22 protein-coding genes and 1 tRNA gene are annotated in these 25719 nt (G+C 69.5%); 15 read left to right on the top strand and 8 right to left on the bottom strand.

Annotated elements, in window-relative coordinates; translation table 11 throughout:
- Window positions 1-1704, top strand: a 1704-nt coding sequence (gene glk, locus AB7U92_RS03210; protein ID WP_428574678.1) for a glucokinase, incomplete at its 5' end; no start/stop codon positions are given.
- Between the two features lie 15 nt (window positions 1705-1719).
- Here glk and AB7U92_RS03215 read toward each other — a convergent pair.
- Window positions 1720-3987, bottom strand: coding sequence for an Orn/Lys/Arg decarboxylase N-terminal domain-containing protein (locus AB7U92_RS03215; RefSeq protein ID WP_428574680.1), 2268 nt, complete (start codon window positions 3985-3987; stop codon window positions 1720-1722).
- 94 nt (window positions 3988-4081) lie between these two features.
- Here AB7U92_RS03215 and AB7U92_RS03220 point away from each other — a divergent pair, with 94 nt between their 5' ends.
- The 6 genes from AB7U92_RS03220 (at window position 4082) to AB7U92_RS03245 (ending at window position 7320) form a co-directional block, all read left to right on the top strand.
- Window positions 4082-4525, top strand: coding sequence for an NfeD family protein (locus AB7U92_RS03220; protein ID WP_428574682.1), 444 nt, complete (start codon window positions 4082-4084; stop codon window positions 4523-4525).
- A 25-nt stretch (window positions 4526-4550) separates the two neighbouring features.
- A complete protein-coding gene (locus AB7U92_RS03225; RefSeq protein WP_428574684.1) occupies window positions 4551-5468 on the top strand; it encodes an SPFH domain-containing protein in 918 nt (305 codons plus the stop codon).
- 26 nt (window positions 5469-5494) lie between these two features.
- Window positions 5495-5585 (top strand) — tRNA-Ser (locus AB7U92_RS03230).
- 43 nt (window positions 5586-5628) lie between these two features.
- Entirely contained in the window at window positions 5629-6300 is a 672-nt protein-coding gene (locus AB7U92_RS03235; RefSeq protein ID WP_428574686.1) for an SOS response-associated peptidase, read from the top strand.
- The gene (locus tag AB7U92_RS03240) at window positions 6297-6902 is read left to right on the top strand and encodes a hypothetical protein (protein ID WP_428574688.1); all 606 of its coding nucleotides are present in this window, start codon (window positions 6297-6299) and stop codon (window positions 6900-6902) included. The genes AB7U92_RS03235 and AB7U92_RS03240 overlap by 4 nt, the downstream gene beginning before the upstream one ends.
- A gap of 94 nt (window positions 6903-6996) precedes the next feature.
- Window positions 6997-7320 (top strand): hypothetical protein, encoded by a 324-nt coding sequence (locus AB7U92_RS03245; protein WP_428574690.1) that lies wholly within the window; start codon window positions 6997-6999, stop codon window positions 7318-7320.
- 7 nt (window positions 7321-7327) lie between these two features.
- On the opposite strand, the gene AB7U92_RS03250 is transcribed toward AB7U92_RS03245, so the two are convergent.
- From AB7U92_RS03250 to glgC, 3 genes are all read right to left on the bottom strand, one after another.
- Window positions 7328-7573 carry a hypothetical protein gene (locus AB7U92_RS03250; RefSeq protein ID WP_428574692.1) on the bottom strand — a complete coding sequence of 82 codons (246 nt, stop codon included), beginning with the start codon at window positions 7571-7573 and terminating at the stop codon, window positions 7328-7330.
- 81 nt (window positions 7574-7654) lie between these two features.
- Window positions 7655-9112, bottom strand: coding sequence for a glycogen synthase GlgA (gene glgA, locus AB7U92_RS03255; protein ID WP_428574694.1), 1458 nt, complete (start codon window positions 9110-9112; stop codon window positions 7655-7657).
- A 3-nt stretch (window positions 9113-9115) separates the two neighbouring features.
- Window positions 9116-10387: a glucose-1-phosphate adenylyltransferase gene (glgC, locus tag AB7U92_RS03260; RefSeq protein ID WP_428574696.1), complete on the bottom strand. Its 1272-nt coding sequence runs from the start codon at window positions 10385-10387 to the stop codon at window positions 9116-9118.
- A 389-nt stretch (window positions 10388-10776) separates the two neighbouring features.
- Here glgC and AB7U92_RS03265 point away from each other — a divergent pair, with 389 nt between their 5' ends.
- The 4 genes from AB7U92_RS03265 to malQ are packed head-to-tail and all read left to right on the top strand — an operon-like array spanning window position 10777 to window position 19017.
- Complete coding sequence (locus AB7U92_RS03265) at window positions 10777-13203, top strand: glycogen/starch/alpha-glucan phosphorylase (protein ID WP_428574698.1); 2427 nt, start codon at window positions 10777-10779, stop codon at window positions 13201-13203.
- Between the two features lie 38 nt (window positions 13204-13241).
- Entirely contained in the window at window positions 13242-15425 is a 2184-nt protein-coding gene (glgB, locus tag AB7U92_RS03270) for a 1,4-alpha-glucan branching protein GlgB (protein WP_428574700.1), read from the top strand.
- A 1-nt stretch (window position 15426) separates the two neighbouring features.
- Window positions 15427-17493, top strand: coding sequence for a glycogen debranching protein GlgX (glgX, locus tag AB7U92_RS03275; RefSeq protein ID WP_428574702.1), 2067 nt, complete (start codon window positions 15427-15429; stop codon window positions 17491-17493).
- Window positions 17494-17508: 15 nt separating this feature from the next.
- The gene (gene malQ, locus AB7U92_RS03280; protein WP_428574704.1) at window positions 17509-19017 is read left to right on the top strand and encodes a 4-alpha-glucanotransferase; all 1509 of its coding nucleotides are present in this window, start codon (window positions 17509-17511) and stop codon (window positions 19015-19017) included.
- A gap of 56 nt (window positions 19018-19073) precedes the next feature.
- Here malQ and AB7U92_RS03285 read toward each other — a convergent pair whose 3' ends face one another.
- The 4 genes from AB7U92_RS03285 to AB7U92_RS03300 form a co-directional block, all read right to left on the bottom strand.
- Window positions 19074-20213 carry a branched-chain amino acid ABC transporter substrate-binding protein gene (locus AB7U92_RS03285; RefSeq protein WP_428574706.1) on the bottom strand — a complete coding sequence of 380 codons (1140 nt, stop codon included), beginning with the start codon at window positions 20211-20213 and terminating at the stop codon, window positions 19074-19076.
- A 154-nt stretch (window positions 20214-20367) separates the two neighbouring features.
- Complete coding sequence (locus AB7U92_RS03290) at window positions 20368-20754, bottom strand: hypothetical protein (RefSeq protein WP_428574708.1); 387 nt, start codon at window positions 20752-20754, stop codon at window positions 20368-20370.
- Entirely contained in the window at window positions 20751-21182 is a 432-nt protein-coding gene (locus AB7U92_RS03295) for a DNA polymerase III subunit chi (RefSeq protein WP_428574710.1), read from the bottom strand. Before AB7U92_RS03295 ends, AB7U92_RS03290 begins: the two co-directional genes overlap by 4 nt.
- A 26-nt stretch (window positions 21183-21208) precedes the next feature.
- Complete coding sequence (locus AB7U92_RS03300; RefSeq protein WP_428574712.1) at window positions 21209-22669, bottom strand: leucyl aminopeptidase; 1461 nt, start codon at window positions 22667-22669, stop codon at window positions 21209-21211.
- 28 nt (window positions 22670-22697) lie between these two features.
- On the opposite strand from AB7U92_RS03300, the gene lptF reads away from it, so the two are divergent.
- The 4 genes from lptF to AB7U92_RS03320 all read left to right on the top strand — a co-directional run.
- The gene (lptF, locus tag AB7U92_RS03305) at window positions 22698-23789 is read left to right on the top strand and encodes an LPS export ABC transporter permease LptF (RefSeq protein ID WP_428574714.1); all 1092 of its coding nucleotides are present in this window, start codon (window positions 22698-22700) and stop codon (window positions 23787-23789) included.
- Window positions 23786-24895 (top strand): LPS export ABC transporter permease LptG, encoded by a 1110-nt coding sequence (lptG, locus tag AB7U92_RS03310; protein WP_428574716.1) that lies wholly within the window; start codon window positions 23786-23788, stop codon window positions 24893-24895. The genes lptF and lptG overlap by 4 nt, the downstream gene beginning before the upstream one ends.
- A complete protein-coding gene (locus AB7U92_RS03315) occupies window positions 24892-25266 on the top strand; it encodes a sirohydrochlorin chelatase (protein ID WP_428574718.1) in 375 nt (124 codons plus the stop codon). Before lptG ends, AB7U92_RS03315 begins: the two co-directional genes overlap by 4 nt.
- Window positions 25267-25270: 4 nt before the next feature.
- Window positions 25271-25719: LysR substrate-binding domain-containing protein (locus AB7U92_RS03320; protein ID WP_428574720.1), on the top strand; the 449-nt coding region annotated here is incomplete at its 3' end.

The raw sequence follows: 25719 nt of genomic DNA on the forward strand, positions 1-25719 counted from the left end.
CTCCCCGCCGGCATCAAGCCGCGGCATGGCGCAGTGGCCATCGCCAACCCGATCGAAGGCGACTGGGTGCGCATGACCAACCGCGACTGGGCCTTCTCGATCCAGGAGGCGCAGCGCCAGCTCGACCTGACCACGCTGCTGGTGGTGAACAACTTCACAGCGCTGGCGATGTCGCTCCCGCGGCTCGGCGCAGAGGGCCGCCACCAGGTGGGTGGTGGCGATCCGCAGGGCAACGGCGTGATCGGCCTGATCGGGCCGGGCACCGGCCTGGGCGTCTCGGGCCTCATCCCCAGCGGTGACCGATGGGTGACGCTGGCCACCGAGGGCGGCCACGTCAATTTCGCGCCGAGCGACGATCGAGAGCTGCGCATCCTGCAGTTCGCCTGGAAGACGATGCCGCGCGTCTCGGCCGAGCGCCTGCTCTCCGGCCCCGGGCTGGAGCTGATCTACCAGGCGCTCGCACAGGGCCGTGCGGGTGCCGAGCTGCACCTGGGCACCGCCGAGATCGTGCGGCGTGCGCTGGCCGGCAGCGACACGGTGTGCGCCGAGACCGTGGAGTGCTTCTGCGGCATGCTCGGCTCGATGGCCTCGGACCTGGCGCTGACGCTGGGCGCCACCGGCGGCATCTACGTCGGCGGCGGCATCGTGCCGCGCCTGGGCGGATTGTTCGACCGCTCGCCCTTCCGCGCCCGCTTCGAGGCCAAGGGGCGCTTCAGCAACTACGTGGCGCGCATCCCCACCTACGTGCTGACGGCGGAAAACCCGGCCTTCCACGGCGTGAGCTCGCTGCTGGCCGACCACGTGCCCGACCAGGAAGGCGCCAATCCGCTGCTCGAGCGCGTGCGCTCGGCGCGCGAATCGCTCTCGCCGGCCGAGCGGCGCGTGGCCAACTTCGTGCTCGACAACCCGCGCACCGCGCTGAACGACCCGATCGCGCTGATCGCGCAGGGCGCCGAGGTGAGCCAGCCGACGGTGATCCGCTTCTGCCGCTCGCTGGGCTTCCAGGGCCTGGCCGACTTCAAGCTCAAGCTGGGTTCGGGCCTGACCGGCACGCTGCCGGTGCAGCGCAGCCAGGTGCGCCGCCAGGACAGCACCGGCGACCTGTGCGCCAAGGTGCTGGACAACACCATCTCGGCGATCATGCATTTCCGCGAATCGCTCAACGTCGAGGCGGTGGACCGCGCCATCGAGCTGCTGCGCCGGGCCAAGCGCGTCGAGTTCTACGCGATGGGCAACTCGGCGGTGGTGGCGCTGGATGCGCAGCACAAGCTGTTCCGCTTCCGCATTCCGTCGGTGGCGCACACCGACGCCTCGATGCTGTCGATGGCCTCCGAGCTGCTCGGCCCGGAAGACGTGGCGGTGTTCGTCTCCAGTTCCGGCCAGCCGCCGGAACTCGCGCGTGCGGCCGGCCTGGCGGTGGAGCGTGGCGCGGCGGTGATCTCGGTCACCGCGGGGCAGTCGCCGCTGGCGCGCCGCTCGACGGTGTGCATTCCGGTCGAGCACAGCGAGGACGTGACCACCTTCGTCTCGATGATCTCTCGCATCCTCCACCTGCTGGTGGTGGACATGCTCTCGGTGGGCCTGGCGGTGCGGCGGGCCGGGGTCAGCGCGCTGACGACCCCGGTGGCCCTGCCGGGTCAGCCGGCGTCGGCCGAAGGCCAGCAGCAGCCGGCTCCCGGCGTGCTGATCTCGCACATCGCCTGACGGCCGGGCCGGCGCTCAATCCTTGACGCAGTCGACGTAGTAGCGCTTCGGTGCTCCCGCCGGTGCGTCGTCGTCGCCGACCAGGCCGTGCACGTCGGTCGCGAAGCCCGGGAAGGCGGCGTTGAACTCGCGCGTGAACTTCAGGTAGTCGACGATCTTGCGGTTGAAGCGCTCGCCCGGGATCAGCAGCGGGATGCCCGGCGGGTACGGCGTCAGCAGCGCGGTGGTGATGCGGCCTTCCAGCGCGTCGACCTCCACACGCTCGGTGTGGCGGTGCGCGATCTTGGCATAGGCGTCGCTCGGCTTCATCGCCGGTTGCAGGTCGGACAGGTACATCTCCGTGGTCAGCCGCGCGATGTCACCCTTGGCATACATCTCGTGGATGCTCTGGCACAGGTCGCGCAAGCCCATGCGCTCGTAGCGCGGCTGCTCGGCGCAGAACTCCGGCAGGATCTTCCACATCGGCTGGTTTCGGGCGTAGTCGTCCTTGAACTGCTGCAGCGCGGTCAGCAGCGTGTTCCAGCGGCCCTTGGTGATGCCGATGGTGAACATGATGAAGAACGAGTAGAGCCCCGTCTTCTCGACCACCACGCCGTGCTCGGCGAGGAACTTGGTGACGATGGACGCCGGGATGCCGGTCTTGGCGAACTTGCCGGTCACGTCCAGGCCCGGCGTGATGATGGTGCTCTTGATCGGGTCGAGCAGGTTGAAGCCTTCGGCCAGGTCGCCGAAGCCGTGCCACTTCTCGCCGGCCTTGAGCATCCAGTCGGAGCTCGTGCCGATGCCCGACGAAGCCAGCTTGTCCGGGCCCCAGACCTTGAACCACCAGTCCTTGTTGCCGTAGTCCTTCTCGACCTTGCGCATCGCGCGGCGGAAGTCCAGCGCCTCGAGGATGCTCTCCTCCACCAGCGCCGTGCCGCCCGGCGTCTCCATCATCGCCGCGGCCACGTCGCAGCTGGCGATGATCGCGTACTGCGGGCTGGTGGACGTGTGCATCAGGTAGGCCTCGTTGAAGAGGTGCCGGTCGAGCTTGCGGCCGGGCGAATCCTGCACCAGCACCTGCGAGGCCTGGCTCAGGCCGGCCAGCAGCTTGTGGGTGGACTGGGTCGCGAACACCAGCTGGTCCTTCGGACGCGGGCGGTTCCTGCCCATCGCGTGGAAGCTGCCGTAGAACTTGTGGAAGGCGGCGTGCGGCAGCCAGGCCTCGTCGAAGTGCAGCGTGTCGATGTAGCCGTCCAGCGAGTGCTTGATCGTCTCGGTGTTGTAGAGCACGCCGTCGTAGGTGCTCTGCGTGAGCGTGAGGATGCGCGGCTTGACCTTGTCGGGGTCGACGCCGGTCAGCAGCGGGTTGGCGGCGATCTTGCGCTTGATGGCCTCGGGCGTGAACTCGCGCTCGGGGATCGGCCCGATGATGCCGTAGTGGTTGCGCGTGGGCGGCAGGAACACCGGCACCGCGCCGGTCATGATGATCGAGTGGAGGATCGACTTGTGGCAGTTGCGGTCGACCACCACTACGTCGCCCGGCGCCACCGCGTGGTGCCAGACCATCTTGTTGCTGGTGCTGGTGCCGTTGGTGACGAAGAAGCAGTGGTCGGCGTTGAAGATGCGCGCCGCATTGCGCTCCGAGGCCGCCACCGGGCCGGTGTGGTCGAGCAGCTGGCCGAGCTCGTCGACCGCGTTGCAGACGTCGGCGCGCAGCATGTTCTCGCCGAAGAACTGGTGGAACATGCGGCCCACCGGGCTCTTCAGGAAGGCCACGCCGCCGCTGTGGCCCGGGCAGTGCCAGGAGTAGGAGCCGTCCTGGGCGTAGTCGACCAGCGCGCGGAAGAACGGCGGAGCCAGGCCGTCGAGGTAGCTCTTCGCCTCGCGGATGATGTGGCGCGCCACGAACTCCGGCGTGTCCTCGAACATGTGGATGAAGCCGTGCAGCTCGCGCAGGATGTCGTTGGGCAGGTGCTGCGAGGTGCGCGTCTCGCCGTACAGGTAGATCGGGATCTCGGCGTTGCGGAAGCGGATCTCGCTGATGAATTTGCGCAGGTTGACCACCGCCGGGTCCAGGTCCGGGCCGGCGGTGAACTCCTCGTCGTCGATCGACAGGATGAAGGCGCTGGCGCGGCTCTGCTGCTGCGCGAACTGGCTCAGGTCGCCGTAGCTGGTGGCACCGAGCACCTCGAAGCCTTCCTTCTCGATGGCCTGCGCCAGCGCGCGGATGCCCAGGCCGGAGGCATTCTCGGAGCGGTAGTCCTCGTCGATGATGACGATCGGGAAGCGGAAGCGCAGCATGTCGGGCCTCGGGGCGGTGGAAAGCGAAGAGCGCGAAGTGTAGGGCCTGCCCGTGACCGTACACTGCGCCCGATCAGGCTTCGAGGAGCAATGCATGACCCTGTCCGCCGCCACGCTGTGGTGGGTCGCCGCCGGCATCGCGGTGGCCGCTGAACTGGCCACTGGCACCTTCTACCTGCTGATGATCGCGCTCGGCCTGGGGGCCGGAGCGGTCGCCGCCCATGCGGGCCTGTCGGCCACCTGGCAGGTGACCGCCGCCGCGCTGGTGGGTGCCGCGGCCACGGCGCTGTGGCACTGGAAGCGGGCGAGCCATCCGCGCTCGGCACCGCCGGAGCTCAACCGCGACGTCAACCTCGACATCGGCGAGCGCGTACAGGTCGAGGCCTGGGGCAGCGACGGCACCGCACGCGTGAACTACCGCGGTACGCAGTGGACAGCCCGCCTGGCGCCGGGTGCCGCTCGCGTCGCGGGCGAACACCGCGTGGCCGCCGTCGAGGGCAACTGGCTGGTGCTGGCACCCTCTTCGCCCACGAACTGAAACTCAACACTGACCGGACGCCACCATGGAAATCGCGCTCGTCCTCGCCGTCATCGCCGGCATCTTCATCGTCCGCACCTTCAAGATCGTCCCGCAGCAGCACGCCTGGGTGGTCGAGCGGCTGGGCAAGTACGACCGCACCCTGACGCCGGGCCTCAAGTTCGTCGTGCCCTTCATCGAGCGGGTGGCCTACAAGCATTCGCTGAAGGAGGTGCCGCTGGACGTGCCCAGCCAGGTCTGCATCACCAAGGACAACACGCAGCTGCAGGTCGACGGGATCATCTACTTCCAGGTGACCGACCCGATGCGCGCGAGCTACGGCTCGAGCAACTACGTGATCGCCATCACCCAGCTCGCGCAGACCCTGCTGCGCTCGGTGATCGGCAAGATGGAACTCGACAAGACCTTCGAGGAGCGCGACGCGATCAACGCCTCGGTGATCAGCGCGCTGGACGACGCGGCTTCCAACTGGGGCGTGAAGGTGCTGCGCTACGAGATCAAGGACCTGACGCCGCCGGCCGAGATCCTGCGCGCGATGCAGGCGCAGATCACCGCCGAGCGCGAGAAGCGTGCGTTGATCGCGGCCTCGGAAGGCCGCAAGCAGGAGCAGATCAACATCGCCACCGGCGAACGCGAGGCCTCGATCGCCCGCTCCGAGGGCGAGCGCCAGGCCGAGATCAACAAGGCGCAGGGCGAGGCCGCGGCCATCACCGCGGTGGCCGACGCCACGGCCGATGCCATTCGCAAGATCGCCGCGGCCATCCAGTCGCCCGGCGGCGAGCAGGCGGTGCAGCTCAAGGTGGCCGAGAAGGCGGTCGATGCCTATGGTCAGCTCGCGCAGAAGAACAACACGATGATCGTGCCGGGCAACATGACCGAGGTCTCTGCGCTGATCGGCACGGCCATGGCGCTGCTCAAGGCCAAGGGTGGCACGGCGAGCTGAGGCGATCGGCTAAACTCGCGGGCTCCGGAGAGATGGATGAGTGGTTTAAGTCGCACGCCTGGAAAGCGTGTGTGGGTTAACAGCCCACCGCGGGTTCGAATCCCGCTCTCTCCGCCACCCCGCACGCCCTCGCACCGCACCGGCTGACCCTCGCGGCCGCATGTGCACCCGCTACGTCTCACCCGAAGCCGCCGCCATCGAGCGCGCCTGGCACATCGGCCGCCACACGCCGTGGCAAGGCGCGGAGGTCTTTCCGCAACGCCCGGGCGCCTTCATCCGCGCCGCACGCGACAGCAGCGAGCCGGCGCGTGAGCTGGTGATCGGCCAGTGGGGCCTGGTGCCCTGGTTCGCGAAATCGCCCAAGCTGACCTACTCCACCTGCAACGCACGCAGCGAGGAGATGGCGAACAAGGCCACGTTCAAGGACTCGTGGCGCCATGGTCGGCGCTGCATCATCCCGGCCGTCAGCTTCGACGAGCCGAACTGGGAGAGCGGCCGCAACGTCTGGTGGCGCTTTCGCCGCGCCGACGGCGAACCCTGGGGGCTGGCCGGCCTGTGGAACACCTGGGTCGACCGGTCCACGGGCGAACTGGTGGAGAGCTACACCATGCTCACCGTCAACGCCGACCATCATCCCCTGATGCGGCGCATGCACAAGCCCGACCCCAAGTTGCCGCCCGACGCACAGGACAAGCGTTCGGTGATCCCGGTGGCGTTCGAGGACGTCGACCTCTGGCTGCATGGCCGCAGCGAGGACGTTCGCAGCTTGTTGCGTTTGGACGGCAACCAGCCGTTCGAAGCCGGGCCGGCCGACTTAGACTCCGGGCGATGAGCGACAAGCCCGCAGACGCCGCCCCCACCGAGCCGCAGCCGGCCGACGCGGGCCCGCGCACCGAGCCGTCCAAGCCCGTGCCCATCGCCGCGGCAACGCCGTTCAAGCGCATGCCCTACGTGCCCAAGCGCAAGCGCGGCTGGGAGGGCATCAGCGTGCCGCTGCCGCTGCAGTTCGCGATCGCCGTGATCCTCGGCGTGCTGATCGCCACCGCCATCGCGGCGGCCTACGTGAAGTGGAACGCGCGCGTCACCGCCGAGGCGAATGCGCGTGCCACGCAGGAAGAGATCGAGCGCATCGCACGCGAGCGCCAGGAGCAGCTCGAGGCCGAGCAGCGCGCGGCGGCCGAGCGGCAGCGAGCGGCGGCCGAAGAGGAGCGCGCTCGCGTCGAAAAGCTGCGCGAGGAACAGCGCCTGGCCGAGGAAGCCCGCCGCGCCCAGTTGAACGACACCCAGCGCATGGAAGAAGCGTTCGCCGCCAGCTACCGCAAACCACCGGGCTGCGCCGATACCGCCACGCTGGCCTGCGCCAACCACTACATCCGCGCCAAGCGGGCCTTCGAGGCCCAGTACATCCGCCAGCGGGCGGCCTCGGCCCCCTAGGATCACACCCACTCCGTGGGGATGGGCGCGGCCCGTGCCTCCGCGAAGAATCCGTCGCATCGGCCCGCGAGGGCCACCGACGACGGAGCAACGCATGGCACGCATGATCCAAGGCCCCACTGGCGACAAGCAATTCACCGTGCAGCGCCTGCTGGCCGCACGCGGGCTCGACGCGCGCGACTTCGAGATCGAGGAAGATGCCCATTCCGGCATCAGCCAGCTGCTCGGCCTGGCCGGCGGCATCGTCTCCCTGCGGCGGCGTTCCACCGGCGAGATCCGCGTCTACGCGGCGGGCCCGGGCTCGGCCTGGTTCGCGGCGATCTGCGCCGACCTCGACCGCGGCTACTTCAAGGCGGCCACGCCAGCATCGGCTTTCCGCCGTCCGGCGATGGCTTCGACTTCGGCGCTGTGGGTGTGATCCTCGCTCAGCCGCGCAGCATCTTCACCAGCACCAGCAGCCCAGCGATCGCGAGGCCGGCCACGCCGCCGGCCATCAACCAGACCATCACACCGTTGCCGTGCCGGCGCGCCGTGACCACCGGCGCCACGTAGAAGCCCGAGTGCACCCGGTAGCCGGTGCTCTGGGCGAACTCGCTGGGCCGCTCGTCGTGCGGCTCGACCTCCCAGTCGTAGACCTGCGAGGGTTTGAAATCTGAACGTCTGTGACTCATGCAGCCACTGTAGGCAGCTGCGGCGATCTCGTTCAGCCCGCGGCCGCGGGGCACCGTTTACGTTTTGATACGCCGCGTGATTTATTCACGCGGCGAGAGCAGGCTCCGATAGAGGCCGAGGTACCGATCGGCCGCGCCGTCCCAGGAGAAGTCCTGCGCCATCGCGCTGAGCATCAGGGCGCGCCAGCGCTGCGGCTGCGCATACAGGGCCAGCGCCCGCTCGATCGCCGCCTCCAGCGCCGCCGGCGTGGCGGCGTCGAAGGCGAAGCCGGTGGCGCGCCCTTCGCGCAGGGCGCCCTCGTCCGCATCGACCACCGTGTCGGCCAGCCCCCCGACACGCCGCACCAGCGGCAGCGTGCCGTAGCGCAGGCCGTACAGCTGGGTCAGGCCACAGGGCTCGAAGCGCGAGGGCACCAGGATCACGTCGGCACCGGCGATGAGGCGGTGGGCCAGGCTCTCGTCGTAGCCGACCCGTACCGCCACCTGGCCCGGGTGCGCATGGGCCGCGGCCGAGAACGCCGCCTCCAGCACCGGATCGCCGCTGCCCTGCACCACCAGCTGCGCACCCTGCCGCAGCAGCGCCGGCAAGGCGGCGAGCACCAGATCCAGCCCCTTCTGCGCCGTCAACCGGCTGACCACGCCGAACAGCGGCACGCCCGGCTTGGCCGCCAGGCCCATCTCCTTCTGCAGCGCGGCCTTGTTGCGCGGCTTGCCGGCTAGATCGGCCGCCGAGTAGCGGGCGGCGAGGCCGCTGTCGGTGGCCGGGTTCCAGACCTCGCCGTCGACGCCGTTGAGGATGCCGCTGACGTCGCCGCCACGGCTGCGGATCACGCCGTCCAGCCCGCAGCCGAACTCGTGGGTGGCGATCTCGCGCGCGTAGTTCGGGCTGACGGTGGTGACGCGCCGCGCGTACTTGAGCCCCGCCTTCATGAACGACAGCTGGCCGTGGAACTCGACGCCGTGCGACTGCATGAAGTGCAGCGGCAGGCCCAGCTGCGCGAAGTCGTGCGGCGAGAACAGGCCCTGGTAGGCCAGGTTGTGCACGGTGAACACCGAGGCCGCCGTGGTGCCCGGGTGGGCCGACATGTAGGCGCAGGCCAGCGCCGCGTGCCAGTCGTGCGCGTGCAGCACGTCGGGCATCCAGTCGGGATCCAGTTCGCCGGCGGCGAGGTGTGCCGCCATCCAGCCGAGCAGCGCGAAGCGCTGCAGGTTGTCGGGCCACTCGCTGCCGTCGGCCGCCTGGTAGGGCCCGCCGGCGCGGCGATACAGCCATGGTGCATCGACGACGTAGGCCTTCACGTGGCTGTACGGCATGGTGCCCAGGCGGAGCATCACGCGGCCGGCGCCGAACAGCGGCCCGAGCTCGACGACGGTCTTCTGGTGCAGCACCGCGTCGACGATCGCCGGGTAGCCGGGCAGCACCAGGCGCACGTCGGCGCCCTGCCGCACCAGCGCCCGCGGCAGCGCGCCGACCACGTCGGCCAGCCCACCGGTCTTGACCAGCGGGAAGACCTCGGCGGCGGCATGCAGCACTCTCATCGATCAGGTTTCCTCGAGCTTGGCGATCATCTCGCGCGTGACGAGCGTGATGCCATTGTCGGTGCGATAGAAGCGCGCGGCGTCGGCCGCCGCATCCTCGCCGATCACCATGCCGTCGGGGATGACGCAACCGCGGTCGACCACCACACGCGTGAGCCGCGCGCCGCGGCCGACCTGCACGCCGGGCAGCAGCACCGCCCAGTTGACCATGGAAAACGAGTGCACCCGCACGCTGGAGAACAGCACCGAGCGGAACACATGGCCGGACACGATGCAGCCGCCGGAGACCATCGACTCGATGGCCATGCCGCGGCGATCGTCCTGGTTGTGCACGAACTTGGCCGGCGGCAGCTGCGGCTGGTAGGTCCAGATCGGCCAGCGGGTGTCGTACAGGTTCAGCAGCGGGTCGGTGGCGGTGAGGTCGATGTTGGCGTCCCAGTAGGCGTCGATGGTGCCGACGTCGCGCCAGTACGGCTCCTCGTTCAGCCGAGTGCCCACCGCACTGAGGTCGAAGGGGTGGGCCGCCGCGCGGCCGCTGCGCACCGCGGCGGGGATGATGTCCTTGCCGAAGTCGTGGTTCGAATTCGGGTCGTTGATGTCGCGCTCCAGCTCCTTGTAGAGGTAGCGCGCGTTGAACACGTAGATGCCCATGCTGGCCAGCGTGCGCCCCGGCTTGCCCGGGATGCACGGCGGATCCGCCGGCTTTTCGACGAAGTCGGTGATCAGGTTCTTGTCGTCGACCGCCATCACGCCGAAGGCCGTGGCTTCGGCCTGGGCCACCTCGATGCATCCCACCGTGCAGTCGCGCCCCTTGGCCACGTGGTCGGCCAGCATCAGCGCGTAGTTCATCTTGTAGACGTGGTCGCCTGCGAGGATGACGATGTAGTCGGCGCCATAGCTCGCGAGGATGTCCTGGTTCTGGTAGACCGCGTCGGCCGTGCCGCGGTACCAGCTCTCCTCGTCGACACGCTGCTGCGCCGGCATCAGGTCGACGAACTCGTTCATCTCGCTCTTCAGGAAGGCCCAGCCGCGCTGCAGGTGGCGCATCAGGCTGTGGCTCTTGTACTGCGTGATCACACCGATGCGGCGGATGCCGGAGTTCAGGCAGTTCGACAGCGCGAAATCGATGATGCGGAACTTGCCTCCAAAGTAGACCGCCGGCTTGGCGCGGCGGTCGGTGAGGTTCTTCAGCCGGCTGCCGCGGCCTCCGGCCAGTACCAGCGCCACGGTGCGCTTGGGCAGATCGAGGCTGAGCGCAAGATCGTTCGGCTTCATCGGGACATCTCCTGCTTCGTTGTCGTTGGCAACCGCCGCGCGCGGCGCACCGCGATCATCGGCGCTTTCGGCATCGACGCAACAACGCGGCGCGCACTTCATCCTTCTCGCAGGACATCGATCGGCATGAAGCGGCTGTTGTTTCGCCGTAATTCAGGGTAACCGCGCGGCGGCCGGCACGCCATGACGGTGCTCATGCCCAAGCCCGGCGCATGGAGTCGCTGTCACTACGTCGAATTCAGTGGTAACCCAGCGCGAGCACCGGGATGCCGCGGGCTCGGAACTTGCACTTTGCCCTCGGTTGACGCCCCTCGGACGGGCATGGACACTGCGCACCCGCCATCCGGCCGGCGCCGCCACGAGCGGTGTCGAACGACCAAAGGATTCCTGTGGACACGAGCACACCTTCCCCCTCCGCCCTCACCGCCGCCGTCGACACCCACCTGCTGCAGACCGTCGGCGTCGCCCCCGCCCAGGCCGGCACCACCGATCTGATGCAGGCCGTCGCCCAGGTGGCGCGCGAGCAGCTCTCGCGGCGCTGGGTGGCCACGCAGGCCCGCGAGCGCGAGAGCCAGGCCCGCCGCGTCTACTACCTCTCGATGGAGTTCCTGATCGGCCGCACCATGGGCAACGCACTCGCCGCCCTGGGCCTGGCCGAAGGCGCTGCCGCGGCCGTGCAGCAGCATGCCCACAGGCTCGAGGAGATCGCCGACCGCGAGCCCGACGCCGCGCTCGGCAACGGCGGCCTGGGCCGCCTGGCCGCCTGCTTCCTCGACTCGATGGCCACGCTCGGCCTGCCCTCCTTCGGCTACGGCATCCGCTACGAGTACGGCATGTTCGCGCAGGACATCCAGCACGGCTGCCAGGTCGAGTACCCCGATCCGTGGCTGGCCGACGGCACGCCGTGGGAATTCCCGCGTGCCGGCATCGCGTACCCGGTGCGCTTCGGCGGCTGGGTCGAGCACCAGGCGGGCAAGGCGGTGTGGCGGCCGGCCGGCGAGGTGGCGGCCAAGGCCTACGACATGGTCGTGCCCGGCCACGGCACCGAGAAGGTCAGCACGCTGCGGTTGTGGAAGGCGGTGGCGCCGGCCCACATCGACCTGCACGCCTTCAACACCGGCGACTACGCCCGCGCGGCCGGCGTGAAGAACGAGTACGAGAACATCTCCTGGGTGCTCTACCCGAACGACAGTACGCCGGCCGGGCGCGAGCTGCGCCTGCGCCAGGAGTACTTCTTCGTCGCCGCCTCGGTGCAGGACATCCTCGGCCGCCATGTCGAGGAGTACGGCACGCTGGCCAACCTGGCCGACAAGGTGGCGATGCACCTGAACGACACCCATCCGGCGATCGCGGTGGCCGAGCTGATGCGCGTGCTGTGCGACGAGCACGACATGCCCTGGCCACAGGCCTGGGGCATCACGCAGAGGGTGTTCTCCTACACCAACCACACGCTCATGCCCGAGGCGCTGGAGACCTGGCCGGTGGCGCTGATGCAGCACGTGCTGCCACGGCACCTGGAGATCATCTTCCGCATCAACCAGGAGTTCCTCGACTTCGCCGCCGCGCAGCGCCCTGGCGACCACGGCTTCCTCGCGCGCCTGTCGCTGATCGAGGAGAACGGCGAGCGCCGCGTGCGCATGGCCCACCTGTCCATCGTCGGCAGCCACAAGGTCAACGGCGTGTCGGCGCTGCACTCCGAGCTGCTGGTCAAGACCATCTTCGCCGACTTCGCGGCACTGTGGCCCGAGCGCTTCACGAACATGACCAACGGCGTGACGCCGCGCCGCTGGCTGGCTCAGGCCAACCCGGGCCTGGCCGGCCTGCTCGACCGCACGATCGGCACGACCTGGCGGCTCGACCTCGACCAGCTGCAGGCGCTGCGCGACCAGCGCGGCAACGCCGCCTTCCGCGATGAGTTCATGGCCGTCAAGCGCGCCAACAAGGCGCGGCTGGCCGAGCACATCGCCCGCACCACCGGCATCGCGGTCGACCCGGCCAGCCTGTTCGACGTGCAGGTCAAGCGCATCCACGAGTACAAGCGGCAGCTGCTCAACGTGCTGCACGTGGTGGCGCGCTACCAGGCCATCCTGGCCCACCCCGGCGCAGGCTGGGTGCCGCGCACGGTGATCTTCGCCGGCAAGGCCGCTTCCTCGTACGCCACGGCGAAGAACATCATCCGGCTGATCCACGACGTCGGCAGCGTGATCAACCGCGATGCGCGCGTGGCCGGGCTGCTCAAGGTGGTGTTCGTGCCGAACTACGGCGTCTCGGTGGCCGAGGTGATCATGCCCGGCGCCGACCTCTCCGAGCAGATCTCCACCGCCGGCACCGAGGCCTCGGGCACCGGCAACATGAAGCTGGCACTCAACGGGGCGCTGACCATCGGCACCGACGACGGCGCCAACATCGAGATCCGCCAGCACGTGGGCGACGACAACATCTTCATCTTCGGCCTGAAGACGCCCGAGGTGGTCTCGCTGCGCGCCGGCGGCTACCAGCCGATGCGCTGGTACGAAGGCAACCCGCAGCTGAAGAACGTGCTCGATGCGATCGCGCACGGAACCTTCTCGCCCGACGAACCCGGGCGCTACCGCGGCCTGGTCGATTCGCTGCTGTGGGGCGGCGACCACTACCTGCTGCTGGCCGACTTCGGCTCGTACGTCGAGACGCAGCTGCGCGTGGACGCGCTGTACCGCCAGGGCGGCGAATGGGCCAGCAAGGCGATCGCCAACGTGGCCGGCATGGGCGCCTTCTCGTCCGACCGCACGATCCGCGAGTACGCGCAGCAGATCTGGGGCATGACGCCGGCGCCGTGAGGGCAGCAGCGGGCACGCCGTTGCTACCATCGACGCCGATGCTGAACGACCACGAGATCGAGCTGATCCGCCACGCCCAGCACGGCGATCCTTTCGCCGTGCTGGGCCCGCATGCCGACGCCGACGGGCGGGTCTGGCTGCGCGCCTTCCTGCCCGGCGCCACGCACGTGGGGGCGGTCGCGGCGGGCTGGGGTGGGGCGCTCGCGCCCTTGCTGCTGCTGCACGTCGCCGGCCTGTCCGCGGCGGCGCTGCCGGCCGCGCCGGCGCAGGGGTACCGGCTGCAGGTGCGCTGGAGCGACGGCAGCAACGCGCTGATCGACGATCCCTACCGCTTCGGGCCCGTGCTCGGCGAGATGGACGTCTGGCTGATGGGCGAAGGCACGCACCTGCGCCCTTTCGAGGTGCTCGGCGCCACCCAGCGCGAGATCGACGGCGTGGAAGGCACCGCCTTCGCGGTGTGGGCGCCGAACGCGGCGCGGGTCAGCGTGGTCGGCGACTTCAACGCCTGGGACGGCCGACGGCACCCGATGCGGCTGCGCCGCGAGTGCGGCGTGTGGGAGATCTTCCTCCCCGGTGTGGCCGCCGGCGCGCGCTACAAGTACGAGATCGTCTCGCGCGAGGGCGAACTGCTGCCGCTCAAGGCCGACCCGTACGCGCTGGCCTCCGAGCTGCGGCCGGCGACGGCCAGCGTGGTATCGCAGCTGCCGGGCGTGGTGCCCGCCGCCGAGGCGCGGCGCCGCGCCAACGCGCTGGAGGCGCCGGTCAGCATCTATGAGGTGCACCTGGGCTCGTGGCGGCGCAAGCCGGAGGACGGCAACCGCTGGCTGAACTGGGACGAGCTCGCCGCCACGCTGGTGCCCTATGCGCGCGAGATGGGCTTCACCCACCTCGAGCTGCTGCCTGTCTCCGAGCACCCCTTCGACGGTTCGTGGGGCTACCAGCCGATCGGCCTGTATTCGCCGACCTCGCGGTTCGGCAGCCCGGAGGGCTTCCGTCGCTTCGTCGACCGCTGCCATGCCGAAGGACTCGGGCTGATCCTCGACTGGGTGCCCGCGCACTTCCCGACCGACGCGCACGGACTGGCGCGCTTCGACGGCACTCATCTGTACGAGTACGCCGATCCGCGCGAAGGCTTCCACCAGGACTGGAACACGCTGATCTACAACCTCGGCCGCACGGAGGTGCGCAACTTCCTGGTCGGCAACGCGCTGTACTGGCTGGAGCGCTACGGCGTGGACGGGCTGCGCGTCGACGCGGTGGCCTCGATGCTCTACCGCGACTACAGCCGCCAGGCCGGCGAATGGGTGCCCAACGTGCACGGCGGGCGCGAGAACCTCGAGGCCATCTCCTTCCTCAAGCGCATGAACGAGGTGGTGGGCAGCGAGCGGCCGCAGGCCATCACGCTGGCCGAGGAATCGACCGCCTTCCCGGCGGTGTCGCGCCCCACCTACCTCGGCGGCCTGGGCTTCCACTACAAGTGGAACATGGGCTGGATGCACGACACGCTGAAGTACATGGCGCGGGACCCCATCCACCGCCAGTTCCACCACGGCGAGATGACCTTCGGCCTGATCTACGCCTTCAACGAGAACTTCGTGCTGCCGCTCTCGCACGACGAGGTGGTGCACGGCAAGGGCTCGCTGCTGGGCAAGATGCCGGGCGACCGCTGGCAGAAGTTCGCCAACCTGCGCGCCTACTACGGCTTCATGTGGGGCCACCCGGGCAAGAAGCTGCTCTTCATGGGCGGCGAGTTCGCTCAGGAGCGCGAATGGAACCACGACCAGAGCCTCGACTGGCACCTGCTCGCCGACCGCGCGCACGCCGGCATCCAGCGCCTGGTGCACGACCTCAACCGCTTCTACCGCGGCACACCCGCCCTGTTCGACTGCGACTTCGACGGCGCCGGCTTCGAGTGGATCGATCACGACGATGCGCAGCGCTCGGTGCTGAGCTTCGTGCGGCGCAGCCGCGATCGCCGCTCGGAGGTGGTGGTGGTGAGCAACTTCACGCCGACCGTGCAGCGCGGCTACCGTCTCGGCGTGCCCGCCGCGGGCACCTGGCGCGAGCGGCTGAACACCGACTCCGAGCATTACGGCGGCAGCAACGTCGGCTGCCCGTACGGCGCCGCCGCCAGCGAGCCGGTGCCCTGCCACGGGCGCCCGCAGTCGGTGCTGCTCGACCTGCCGCCGCTGGCCACCGTGTTCTTCACGCGTGACCTCTGAGATGGAACGCGGCCACCCCTGGCCCCTGGGCGTGCACTGGGACGGCCACGGCATCAACATCGCCGTGTTCTCGGCGCACGCCCAGCGCATCGATTTCTGCGTCTTCGACGACAGCGGGCGGCAGGAGACGCGGTGCATCACCCTGCCCGCACGCACGCAGGACGTGTGGCACGGCTACCTGCCCGGCGCAGGCCCGGGGCTGGTGTACGGGCTGCGAGCCCACGGCCCGTGGCGGCCCGACCGCGGCCACCGCTTCAACCCGCACAAGCTGCTGCTCGACCCGTATGCGCGAGAGATCGTCGGGCGCTTCGAGTGGCGCGCCGAGCACTTCGGCGCCGACGCGCAACACGCCGGCGACATGGACCTGCGCGACAACGCCGCGCAGGCGCTGAAGGCGCGCGTGATCGACGCGCGCTCCGCCACCGCACGGCCGGTGCATCCGCACATTCCGCTGGATCGGACGGTCCTGTACGAACTCCACGTCAAGGGCTTCACGCAGCAGCACCCGGGCGTTCCCGACGAACTGCGCGGCACGTTCGCCGGCCTGGCCAGCGACGCCGCCATCGCGCACTTCCAGCGCCTGGGCGTCACCTCGCTGTGCCTGCTGCCGGTGCACCAGCATCTCGACGAGCGGCGCCTCGTCGGCCTCGGCTTGGCCAACTACTGGGGCTACAACACGATCGGCTTCTTCTGCCCGGATGCCGGCCTGGCCAGCGCAGCCGGCGGTGCGTCGCCGCGCGAGGAGTTCCGCGCCATGGTGCAGCGGCTGCACGAGCATGGCCTGGAGGTCATCCTCGACGTGGTCTACAACCACACCGCCGAATCCGACGAGAACGGCCCGACGATCAGCTTCCGCGGCCTGGACAACGCCAGCTACTACCGCCTGCCGCCCGACCACAAGGGGGCTTATGAGAACCACACCGGCTGCGGCAACACGCTGGACCTGCGCCACCCGCGCGTGCTGCAGCTGGTGCTCGACAGCCTGCGCTACTGGGCCGGCGAGATGGGCGTCGACGGCTTCCGATTCGACCTCGCGCCGGTGCTCGGCCGCGGCGACCATGGCTTCGACCGGCAAGCGCCCTTCTTCACCGCGCTGGCCCAGGATCCGCTGCTGTCGCGACTGAAGATGATTGCCGAGCCCTGGGACGTCGGCCCCGGCGGCTACCAGCTCGGCGGCTTTCCCAGCGGCTGGCTGGAGTGGAACGACCGCTTCCGCGACAGCATGCGCGCCTTCTGGATCGAGGGCAGCCGCACGCGCGGCGAGTTCGCGCAGCGCCTGGCAGCCTCGTCCGACATCTTCCAGCCGCGTCACCGCGCGCCGGCCGAATCGGTGAACTACGTGGTCTCGCACGACGGCTTCACGCTGGCCGACCTGGTCAGCCATGCGCACAGGCACAACGAGGCCAACGGCGAACACAACCGCGATGGCCACGGCCACAACCTGTCGGGCAACTTCGGAGTCGAGGGGCCGACCGACGACCCGGCCATCAACGCCACCCGCCGGCGGGTGGCCCGCGCGTTGCTGGCCAGCACGCTGCTGTCGCAAGGCACGCCGATGCTCGCCGCGGGGGACGAACTCGGCCGCAGCCAGCAAGGCAACAACAACGCCTATTGCCAGGACAACCCGACCTCGTGGCTGGATTGGGCCCGTGCCGACGAAGACCTGATTGCGTTTACCACACGGCTGTTGTCGCTGCGCCGCCAGGCCCTTCCCTTCGCCAACCGCTGGTACGACGGCCTGCCCGACCGCCTCGGCCTGGCCGACGTCACCTGGCTGCGTGTGGACGGCAGCGAACTGCACGGCGACGACTGGCGCCGCCCCGACGGCCGCGTGTTCGGCTGCCTGATCGGGCGGCCCGGCCGTTCGCGCGTGCCCCTGCTGCTGCTGGTCAACGGCGACGCGGCCGCCATCGACTTCATGCTGCCCGGCGGCGCCTGGCAGGCGCTGCTGGACAGCAGCCACCCGCGCGGCGAGGCAGCCTGGACGGGCCAGGGCGAGGTGCTCTACCCGCTGCCCGGCCGCAGCCTGCTGCTCTTCGCCGCGCTCGGCCACGACATCGTTCTCTAGACCCGAGGCCTGCCCATGCGTTTTCCCCGCACCAGCGGCGTGCTGCTGCATCCCACCTCGCTGCCCGGGCCGCATGGCTCCGGCGACTTCGGCGCAGCCGCCTACCACTTCGTCGACTGGCTGGTCGCCGCCGGGCAGAAGTTGTGGCAGATCCTGCCGCTGGGCGGCATCGGGCCGGGCAACTCGCCTTACATGAGCACCTCGGCGTTCGCCGGCAACGTGCTGCTGATCGACCTCGAGGAACTTCACCGGCAAGGCTGGCTGACCGCCGACGAAGTGCGGCCGCCCGCCGGGATCGACGAGCAACGCCTCAACTTCGCAGCGGTGGTGCCGTTCCGCATGGACCGGCTGGGGCGCGCGGCGCAGCGCTTCGCCGCACAGGCCAGCGCCGAGCAGCGAGCCGACCTCCAGGCCTTCGTCGAACGCCATGCCGACTGGCTGCCGGACCACGCCCTGTTCATGACCCTGGCCGAGCGGCACGGCTGGCGCGACTGGTGCGACTGGGATGCACCGCTGGCCTCACGCAACCCGGTGGCGCTGGCCACCGCGCGCGAGGTGCACGCCGAGCGCATCGCCTTCTGGACCTTCTGCCAATGGTGCTTCTTCCGCCAGTGGCTGGCGCTGAAGGCCTATGCGAACGGCAAGGGCGTGGAAATCGTCGGCGACGCACCGATCTTCATCGCCTACCAGAGCGCCGAGGTCTGGGCACGGCCCGATCTGTTCGAGCTCGACGCGCAAGGGCGCCCCACGGTCGTGGCCGGCGTGCCGCCCGACGCTTTCAGCGACACCGGCCAGCGCTGGGGCAACCCGCTGTACCGCTGGAGCGCCCACGCGGCCGACGGCTTCGCCTGGTGGGTGCAACGCATCCGGCGCACCTTCGAGCTGGTGGACATCGTCCGCATCGACCACTTCCGCGGCTTCGCGGCGCATTGGGAGATCCCGGCCGCCCAAGCGACCGCCATCCAGGGCCGCTGGGTGCCCGGCCCGGGCGAGGCGCTGTTCAAGGCGATCGCGCGCGAGCTCGGCCCGCTGCCCATCATCGCCGAGGACCTGGGCGTGATCACGCCCGACGTGGTGGCCCTGCGCCGGAAGTTCGCCTTCCCAGGCATGCGCATCCTGCAGTTCGCCTTCGACGGCGGCAGCGGCAACGCCTACCTGCCGCACAACCACGACGTCGACGCGGTGGTCTACCCTGGCACGCACGACAACGACACCGCGCAGGGCTGGTGGGCGTCGATGTCGGAGGGTCAACGGCACCGCGTGCGCGACTACCTCGGTGTCGAGGGCCGCGACATCCACTGGGACCTGATCCGCGCCGCCTGCGCCAGCGTGGCCGACACCGCGGTGCAACCGATGCAGGACGTGCTGGGCCTGTCCGGCGAGCACCGCATGAACTGGCCGGGCAAGGGCGAGGGCTACTGGCAATGGCGCTTCGCCTGGAGCCAGGTACGGCCCGAGCACGCGCAGCGCCTGGCGCACCTGGCGCAGCTGTACCGCCGCGACGGTACGCCGATGCAAGGCTGAACGAAAAACGGGGCGCCCGAAGGCGCCCCGTCGTTCGTTGGCGCGAAGCCCGCGTGTCAGCGAACCACGGCCATCTGCTGGCGCTGGCCACCCTTGTAGGTGAACAGGGTCAGCGCGCCGTTCTTGATGTCGCCCTTCTGATCGAAGGCGATCGTGCCGGTCACGCCCTTGTAGTTGGCCTTGGCCAGCACCGGCAGGTACTTGGCCGGGTCGGCGGAGCCGGCCTTGACCATCGAGTCGACCATGACCATCACCGAGTCGTAGACGTACGGTGCATAGATCTGCACGTCGGCGTTGAACTTCTTCTTGAAGTCGGCCTTGAACTTGTCCATGCCAGCCTTCTGCTCGCCTTCGACGCCACCGGCCTCGGCGCAGATCACCTGGTCGTCGGCCATCGCACCGGCGGCCAGCTTGGGCAGCTCGCCGGAGCAGATGCCGTCGCCGCCCATGAACTTGGCATTGATGCCCAGCTGCTTCATCTGGCGGATCATCGGGCCGGCCACGGCGTCCATGCCGCCGTAGAAGACCACGTCGGGGTTCTTGGCCTTGATGGCGGTCAGGATGGCGGTGAAGTCGGTCGCCTTGTCGGTGGTGAACTGCTGCTCGGCGATCTTGCCGCCGGCGGCCTTCACGGCCTTGGAGAACTCCTCGGCCACGCCCTGGCCGTAGGCGGTACGGTCGTCGATCACGGCGATCGACTTGCCCTTGAGCGTGTTGACCGCGTAGCGGCCCAGCGTGCCGCCGAGGTGCACGTCATCGGCCACGACGCGGAAGGCGGTCTTGTAGCCGTTGCGGGTGTACTTCGGGTTGGTGGCCGACGGCGAGATCTGCGGGATGCCGGCGTCGCTGTAGATCTTGGAGGCCGGGATGGTGGTGCCCGAGTTCAGGTGGCCGATCACGCCGTTGACCTTGGAGTCGACCAGCTTCTGCGCCACGGCGGTGCCCTGCTTCGGGTCGGCCGCGTCGTCTTCGGCGAGCAGTTCGAACTTGACCTTCTTGCCGCCGATCGTCACGCCCTTGGCGTTGAGCTCGTCGATGGCCATGCGTGCGCCCATCTCGTTGTCTTTGCCAAGGTGGGCGATGCCACCGCTGGTGGGGCCGACGTGGCCGATCTTGACGACCATGTCCTGAGCCGACGCGGTGCCTGCGATGAGCAGGGCGGCCGCAGCCACCACGGCATTGAATTTGACTTGCATGTATTGACCTCCGGTTGGGGAAAGTTGAGAGCGTTCGGAAGAGAGGGTTTTTCTCAACGGCCGAGACGATACTCCAAAAAAAACACCGTCTCTAGCGAATTGCCTCAGGGGAAACCTGCGATTACCCCCGAAGGCTTCGGCCACAACGCGCGGGTCAGCGCCCGCGATGACGGGAGATTTCCTGAGAGACGGCGCGAGCCACGACATCACGCAAGGTCGATGCCAGCTCGTTGCGCGCTTCGCGCATCAGCGCGTCGGTGGCGCGGGTCAACGCCGGCGCCAGCGCCTCGCGCAGCTTGACCTCGAGCATCAGCTCGACCTGGCGCTGCAGGTCGGCCAGCACGCGCTGCACGATCTCGTCCTCGTCCAGCGGCCGCGGCGCCACCGGCTCCACCGCCGCCAGCGGCGCGGGTTCGGTCCGCGCGAACGCCGTGGGCGAAGCCGCCGGCGGCGACACGTTCGCGGCACCCGGTGCCTCCGGCAGGCTGACCACCTCGGTGAGTGTCGGCACGCGGGCTGGTGGCGGAGGGCGCATCGTCATGCCGGCACCTCGTGCTTCTCGATCGCATATCCGCGGGCGGCGTAGTGCTTCCAGCGCGAGCGCGCCGCGGCACGATCATCGTCGTCGGTCGAGACGATCTCGATCAGCCGCTCGAAGCTCTCGAAGCCGGCCGGCGGCTCCGCACCGAGGTTGAGCAGCACGTCGTGGTGCGGAGCACCAGCCAGCGTCGTGGCCAGGCACACCGGCGTGGCGCCCAGTCGTTCGGGCAGCGCCTGGCCGTCGCGCAGCAGCACGTGCGGGATGAACTCGGTGGGCTCGAAACTCCACAGCGCACGGTCGAGTTCGGCCAGCACCGGGGTGGGCCCGATCACGGTGATGCGCGCGTTCTGCCGGGTCGCCTTGCGCAGCAGCCGGCAGGCGTAGTCGAGCCGGTGCGGCACGTTGAAGTGGAAGCTGACCCGGGTCATCGCGACGGCGTCGGCTCGCAGGCGCGTCAGGCCGCCTGCGAGAGCACGAAGTGGGTCAGCAGCGGCACCGGCCGGCCGGTGGCACCCTTGGCGGCACCGGATTTCCAGGCCGTGCCGGCGATGTCCAGATGCGCCCAGCGGTACTTGGCGGTGAACTTGCGCAGGAACATTGCCGCCGTGATGGCGCCGCCGGCGCGGCCTCCGACGTTGCCCATGTCGGCGAAGTTGCTCTTCAGCGCCTCGTCGTACTCCTCGTCCAGCGGCATGCGCCAGCAGGGGTCGAGCGCAGCCGCGCTGGCGGCCAGCAGGTCGGCGGCGAGCTGATCGTCGGCGGTGAACAGGCCCGAGTGGTGGTGGCCCAGCGCGATCACGCACGCACCGGTGAGCGTGGCCACGTCGACCACGCACGCCGGCTTGAAGCGCTCGGCGTAGGTCAGCGCGTCGCACAGGATCAGCCGGCCCTCGGCATCGGTGTTGAGGATCTCGATGGTCTGGCCCGACATGCTCCTGACCACGTCGCCCGGCTTGACCGCGCGGCCGCCCGGCATGTTCTCGGTGGTCGGCACGATCACGACGAGGTTGAGCTTCGGCTTGAGCTCGGCCACGGCGCGCAGCGTGCCCAGCACGCTGGCTGCGCCGCCCATGTCGAACTTCATCTCGTCCATCTCGGCGGCCGGCTTGATCGAGATGCCGCCGGTGTCGAAGGTGATGCCCTTGCCGACCAGCACCACCGGCGCCTGCGTCTTCGGCGCGCCGTGGTATTGGGCGACGATGAAGCGCGGCGGCTCGGCCGAGCCTTGCGCCACGGCGAGGAAGGAGCCCATGCCGAGCTTCTCGATCGCCTTGCGGTCCATCACCTCGACCTTCAGGCCGAACTCCTTGCCGAGCTTCTTCGCCTGCTCGCCCAGGTAGGTGGGCGTGCAGTGGTTGCCCGGGCGATTGGCCAGTTCGCGCGCCAGCGTCACGCCGGCGGCAATGGCCTGGCCGTGCGCCAGGCCCTGGCTGACAGCCTTGGCCGCTGCCTTCTCGGCCAGCAGCGTCACCTTGGCCAGGGCGCCGGCGGCCGGCGCGCTCGGCTTGGTGTGGCGGTAGACGTAGGTGGTGTCGTTCACCGCCGCGACCAGGGCCTCGGCCAATGCGGCAGACACCTCGCCGGCGCCGGCCAGCGCCACGGCGACGTGCTTGGCGCCGCCCCCCTTGAGCGCAGCGAAGCCCGCCGCGAACGCTGCCTTGACCGACTTGGCCGTGGCCGCGCCGCAGGCGGCGAACACCACGCGCGCCGCCTTCACGCCCTGCGGGCGGTGCAGGTAAACCGTCTTGCCGCGCTTGAGCTCGAAGTCGCCGTGCGCCACGGCCTCGTCCAGCATGCGCTTGAGCGCCGCGTCCAGCGAGGCGTCGGCCTTGTCGCCGGCGACGACCACGAGCAGCGCGTCGCAGGCCACCGAGGCCAGGGCATCGAGGGAAGCGCTCTGATGACGAAAGTCCATAATCCGTGCCTGTTTCGAGAAGCGCACGATGTTATTCGATTCCTCCCTGCGGGCCGACCTGGCGAGAAGCTTCGGCGCCACGCTGGTGGTCATCCTGACCATCGTGCTGACGATGTTCCTCATCCGCACGCTCGGGCAGGCCGCGGTGGGCCGCGTGTCGCCGCAGGACGTGGTGCTGCTGCTCGGCTACACCGCGCTCGGCCACCTGCCGACGATGCTGGCGCTGTCGCTGTTCGTGTCGGTGGTGGCCACGCTGGGCCGCATGTACCGCGACAGCGAGATGACCATCTGGTTCGCCAGCGGGGTGGGTCTGTCGCGCTTCGTGCGCCCGGTGCTGCGCACCAGCTGGCCGGTGCTGCTGGTGATCGGCGCGCTGGCGCTGTTCGTGTGGCCCTGGGTAAACCAGCGCGCCAACGACCTGAAGGACCGCTTCGAGCGCCGCTCCGACCTCTCGCGCGTGGCCCCGGGCCAGTTCCAGACCTCCAGCGACGGCAAGCGGGTCTTCTTCATCGACCGCGATTCGGAAGACGGCCGCACCGGCCGCAACGTGTTCATCCTGTCCACCGCGCCAAACGCCGAGTCGGTGACCTCGGCAAAGACCGGCCGCATCGAGCTCGACGGCGAAGACCGCTTCCTGGTGCTCGACCGCGGCCAGCGAAACGAGGAGAACCGCGAGTCGGGCGAGATGACGCTGTCTCGCTTCGAGAGTTACCGCATCCTCGTCGGCGAACGCGTGCTGTCGCGCGTCGACGAGCTGCCGCCGCGGGCCACGCCCAGCGTCGACCTGCTGCGCAAGCCCACGCCGCGCAACCTCGGCGAGCTCACCTGGCGCCTCGGCCTGCTGCTGGGCGCCGCCAACCTGCTGTTGCTGGCGATCCCGCTGTCGGCGGCCAATCCGCGGCGGGCGAGCAACTGGAACCTGCTGTTCGCGCTGCTGACCTTCGTCGTCTACTACAACGCCATCAACCTGTCGCAGGCCTGGGTGGCGGCCGGCCGGCTGGACATGGGCGCCGCGCTGGCGCTGTTCCATGGCGGCGCTTTCCTGCTCGCGGTCGCGCTGCTGTGGTGGCGCGAACAAGGCAACCGCCGCTTCTTCATGCGCAGGACAGCGGCCGCATGAAGACCGTCCGACGGCTGTTCTACCGCGACATCGTCAGCTCGGTGGCCTTCGTCGCCGTGGCCTTCCTGTCGCTGTTCTTCTTCATCGATTTCGTCGAGGAACTGGCCGACGTGGCCAAGGGCTACACCGTGCTGCACGCGCTGGCCTACTCGCTGCTGCAGGCGCCGGGTCACCTCTACGAGCTGATGCCGATCGCGGTGCTGATTGGCACGATCTACGCGCTGGCGCGGCTGGCGCAGTCGTCCGAGTACACCATCCTGCGCACCGGCGGGCTGGGGCCGGGCCGGGCGCTGGCGCTGCTAGCACAGCTGGGCCTGCTGTTCGCGCTGCTCACCTACGTGGTCGGCGACTGGGTCGCGCCGTTCAGCGAGCGCCATGCCACCGAGCTGAACGCGCGCGCCAAGGGCAAGCTGCGCATCGGAGCGGCCAGCGCCTGGCTGAAGGACAAGGCGATGACACCCGAGGGCGAACGCAGCTACTCGGTCAACGTCGGCGCGGCCGGCGCCGACGGCACGCTGCAGGACGTGCGCATCTTCGAGTTCGACGCCGATGGCCGGCTGGTGCGCCGCATCGGCGCGGCTCGCGCCCAGGTCGGCGACGACGACACCTGGCAGCTCGCCGACGTGCGCGTGACGCGCTGGGCCGCCGGCGTCGACCCATCCAGCGCGGTGGCCAGCGAAGAGAAGCTGCCCAGCCTGGCCTGGCCGAGCTCGCTGTCGGCCGGCGTGGTCGCCGCGGCAGTGCTGCCCTTGTCGACCATGTCGACGATCGAGCTGTTCCGCTACATCGGCCACCTGTCGGACAACGAGCAGGCCGCGCAGCGGCACGAGATCCAGTTCTGGAAGCGCGCGCTCTACCCCTTCGCCTGCCTGGTGATGATGGCGCTCGCCCTGCCCTTCGCCTACCTGCACGCGCGTGCCGGCGGCATCAGCCTCAAGGTCTTCGCCGGCATCATGCTGGGCATCGGTTTCGTGCTGCTCAACAACATGGCCGGCCACCTCGGGCTGCTGCGCGACTGGACCCCCTGGATCACCGCCGCGGCGCCGAGTGCGCTGTTCCTCCTCGTCTCCCTCGCCGCCTTCAGCTGGCTGGTGCGCTACCGATGAAACGTGGCCTTCTGCTCTTCGCTCATGGCGCGCGCGATCCGCGCTGGGCCCTGCCCTTCGAGGATATCGCCCGGCGGGTTCGCGCCGCCGATCCCAGCGTCGCCGTGACGCTGGCCTACCTGGAGTTCATGTCGCCAGGGCTGGTCGAGGCCGGCGCCGCGCTGGTGGGCCAAGGCTGCGAACGGGTCGAGGTGCTGCCGCTGTTTCTCGGCGCGGGCGGCCACGTGCGCAAGGACGTGCCGAACCTGATGGCGCAGTTGCAGCAGGCGCACCCGGAGGTGACCTGGAGCCTGCGCCCCACCATCGGTGAAGAGGAGTCGGTGATCGAGGCCATGGCGCGCTGTGCGCTGCGCACCGGCGACGGGGTCTGAGAACATGAACCTGCACCAGTTCCGCTTCGTCCAGGAAGCGGTCCGCCAGAACCTGAACCTGACCGAGACGGCCAAGGCGCTGTTCACCTCGCAGCCGGGCATCTCCAAGGCCATCCTCGAACTGGAGGACGAACTCGGCGTCGACATCTTCGCCCGCCACGGCAAGCGGCTTCGGCGGATCACCGAACCCGGCCAGCAGGTGCTCAAATCGATCGAGATCATCATGCGCGAGGTCGGCAACCTCAAGCGCATCGGCGAGGAGTTCTCCAAACAGGACGCCGGCACGCTGTCGATCGCGACCACGCACAGCCAGGCGCGCTACTTCCTGCCCGAGCCGATCGCGCAGCTGCGCAAGCGCTTCCCGAAGGTCAACGTCAGCCTGCACCAGGGCTCGCCCGACCAGGTGGCGCGCATGGTGATCGAGGAGGTGGCCGACGTCGGCCTGGCCACCGA

The sequence above is a fragment of the Piscinibacter sp. genome (genome assembly GCF_050175855.1).
Classification (GTDB): Bacteria; Pseudomonadota; Gammaproteobacteria; order Burkholderiales; family Burkholderiaceae_C; genus Piscinibacter.

Excerpts from the sequence above, each read along its gene's own strand:
- AB7U92_RS03235 (WP_428574686.1), top strand. The coding sequence starts at position 5,629 with ATGTGCACCCGCTACGTCTCACCCGAAGCCGCCGCCATCGAGCGCGCC.
- glgX (WP_428574702.1), top strand. The coding sequence starts at position 15,427 with ATGGAACGCGGCCACCCCTGGCCCCTGGGCGTGCACTGGGACGGCCAC.
- AB7U92_RS03300 (WP_428574712.1), bottom strand. The coding sequence starts at position 22,669 with ATGGACTTTCGTCATCAGAGCGCTTCCCTCGATGCCCTGGCCTCGGTG.
- glgB (WP_428574700.1), top strand. The coding sequence starts at position 13,242 with ATGCTGAACGACCACGAGATCGAGCTGATCCGCCACGCCCAGCACGGC.
- lptF (WP_428574714.1), top strand. The coding sequence starts at position 22,698 with ATGTTATTCGATTCCTCCCTGCGGGCCGACCTGGCGAGAAGCTTCGGC.
- malQ (WP_428574704.1), top strand. The coding sequence starts at position 17,509 with ATGCGTTTTCCCCGCACCAGCGGCGTGCTGCTGCATCCCACCTCGCTG.
- AB7U92_RS03245 (WP_428574690.1), top strand. The coding sequence starts at position 6,997 with ATGGCACGCATGATCCAAGGCCCCACTGGCGACAAGCAATTCACCGTG.
- AB7U92_RS03295 (WP_428574710.1), bottom strand. The coding sequence starts at position 21,182 with ATGACCCGGGTCAGCTTCCACTTCAACGTGCCGCACCGGCTCGACTAC.
- AB7U92_RS03250 (WP_428574692.1), bottom strand. The coding sequence starts at position 7,573 with ATGAGTCACAGACGTTCAGATTTCAAACCCTCGCAGGTCTACGACTGG.
- AB7U92_RS03315 (WP_428574718.1), top strand. The coding sequence starts at position 24,892 with ATGAAACGTGGCCTTCTGCTCTTCGCTCATGGCGCGCGCGATCCGCGC.
- glgA (WP_428574694.1), bottom strand. The coding sequence starts at position 9,112 with ATGAGAGTGCTGCATGCCGCCGCCGAGGTCTTCCCGCTGGTCAAGACC.
- AB7U92_RS03225 (WP_428574684.1), top strand. The coding sequence starts at position 4,551 with ATGGAAATCGCGCTCGTCCTCGCCGTCATCGCCGGCATCTTCATCGTC.
- AB7U92_RS03215 (WP_428574680.1), bottom strand. The coding sequence starts at position 3,987 with ATGCTGCGCTTCCGCTTCCCGATCGTCATCATCGACGAGGACTACCGC.
- glgC (WP_428574696.1), bottom strand. The coding sequence starts at position 10,387 with ATGAAGCCGAACGATCTTGCGCTCAGCCTCGATCTGCCCAAGCGCACC.
- AB7U92_RS03290 (WP_428574708.1), bottom strand. The coding sequence starts at position 20,754 with ATGACGATGCGCCCTCCGCCACCAGCCCGCGTGCCGACACTCACCGAG.
- AB7U92_RS03240 (WP_428574688.1), top strand. The coding sequence starts at position 6,297 with ATGAGCGACAAGCCCGCAGACGCCGCCCCCACCGAGCCGCAGCCGGCC.
- AB7U92_RS03285 (WP_428574706.1), bottom strand. The coding sequence starts at position 20,213 with ATGCAAGTCAAATTCAATGCCGTGGTGGCTGCGGCCGCCCTGCTCATC.
- lptG (WP_428574716.1), top strand. The coding sequence starts at position 23,786 with ATGAAGACCGTCCGACGGCTGTTCTACCGCGACATCGTCAGCTCGGTG.
- AB7U92_RS03220 (WP_428574682.1), top strand. The coding sequence starts at position 4,082 with ATGACCCTGTCCGCCGCCACGCTGTGGTGGGTCGCCGCCGGCATCGCG.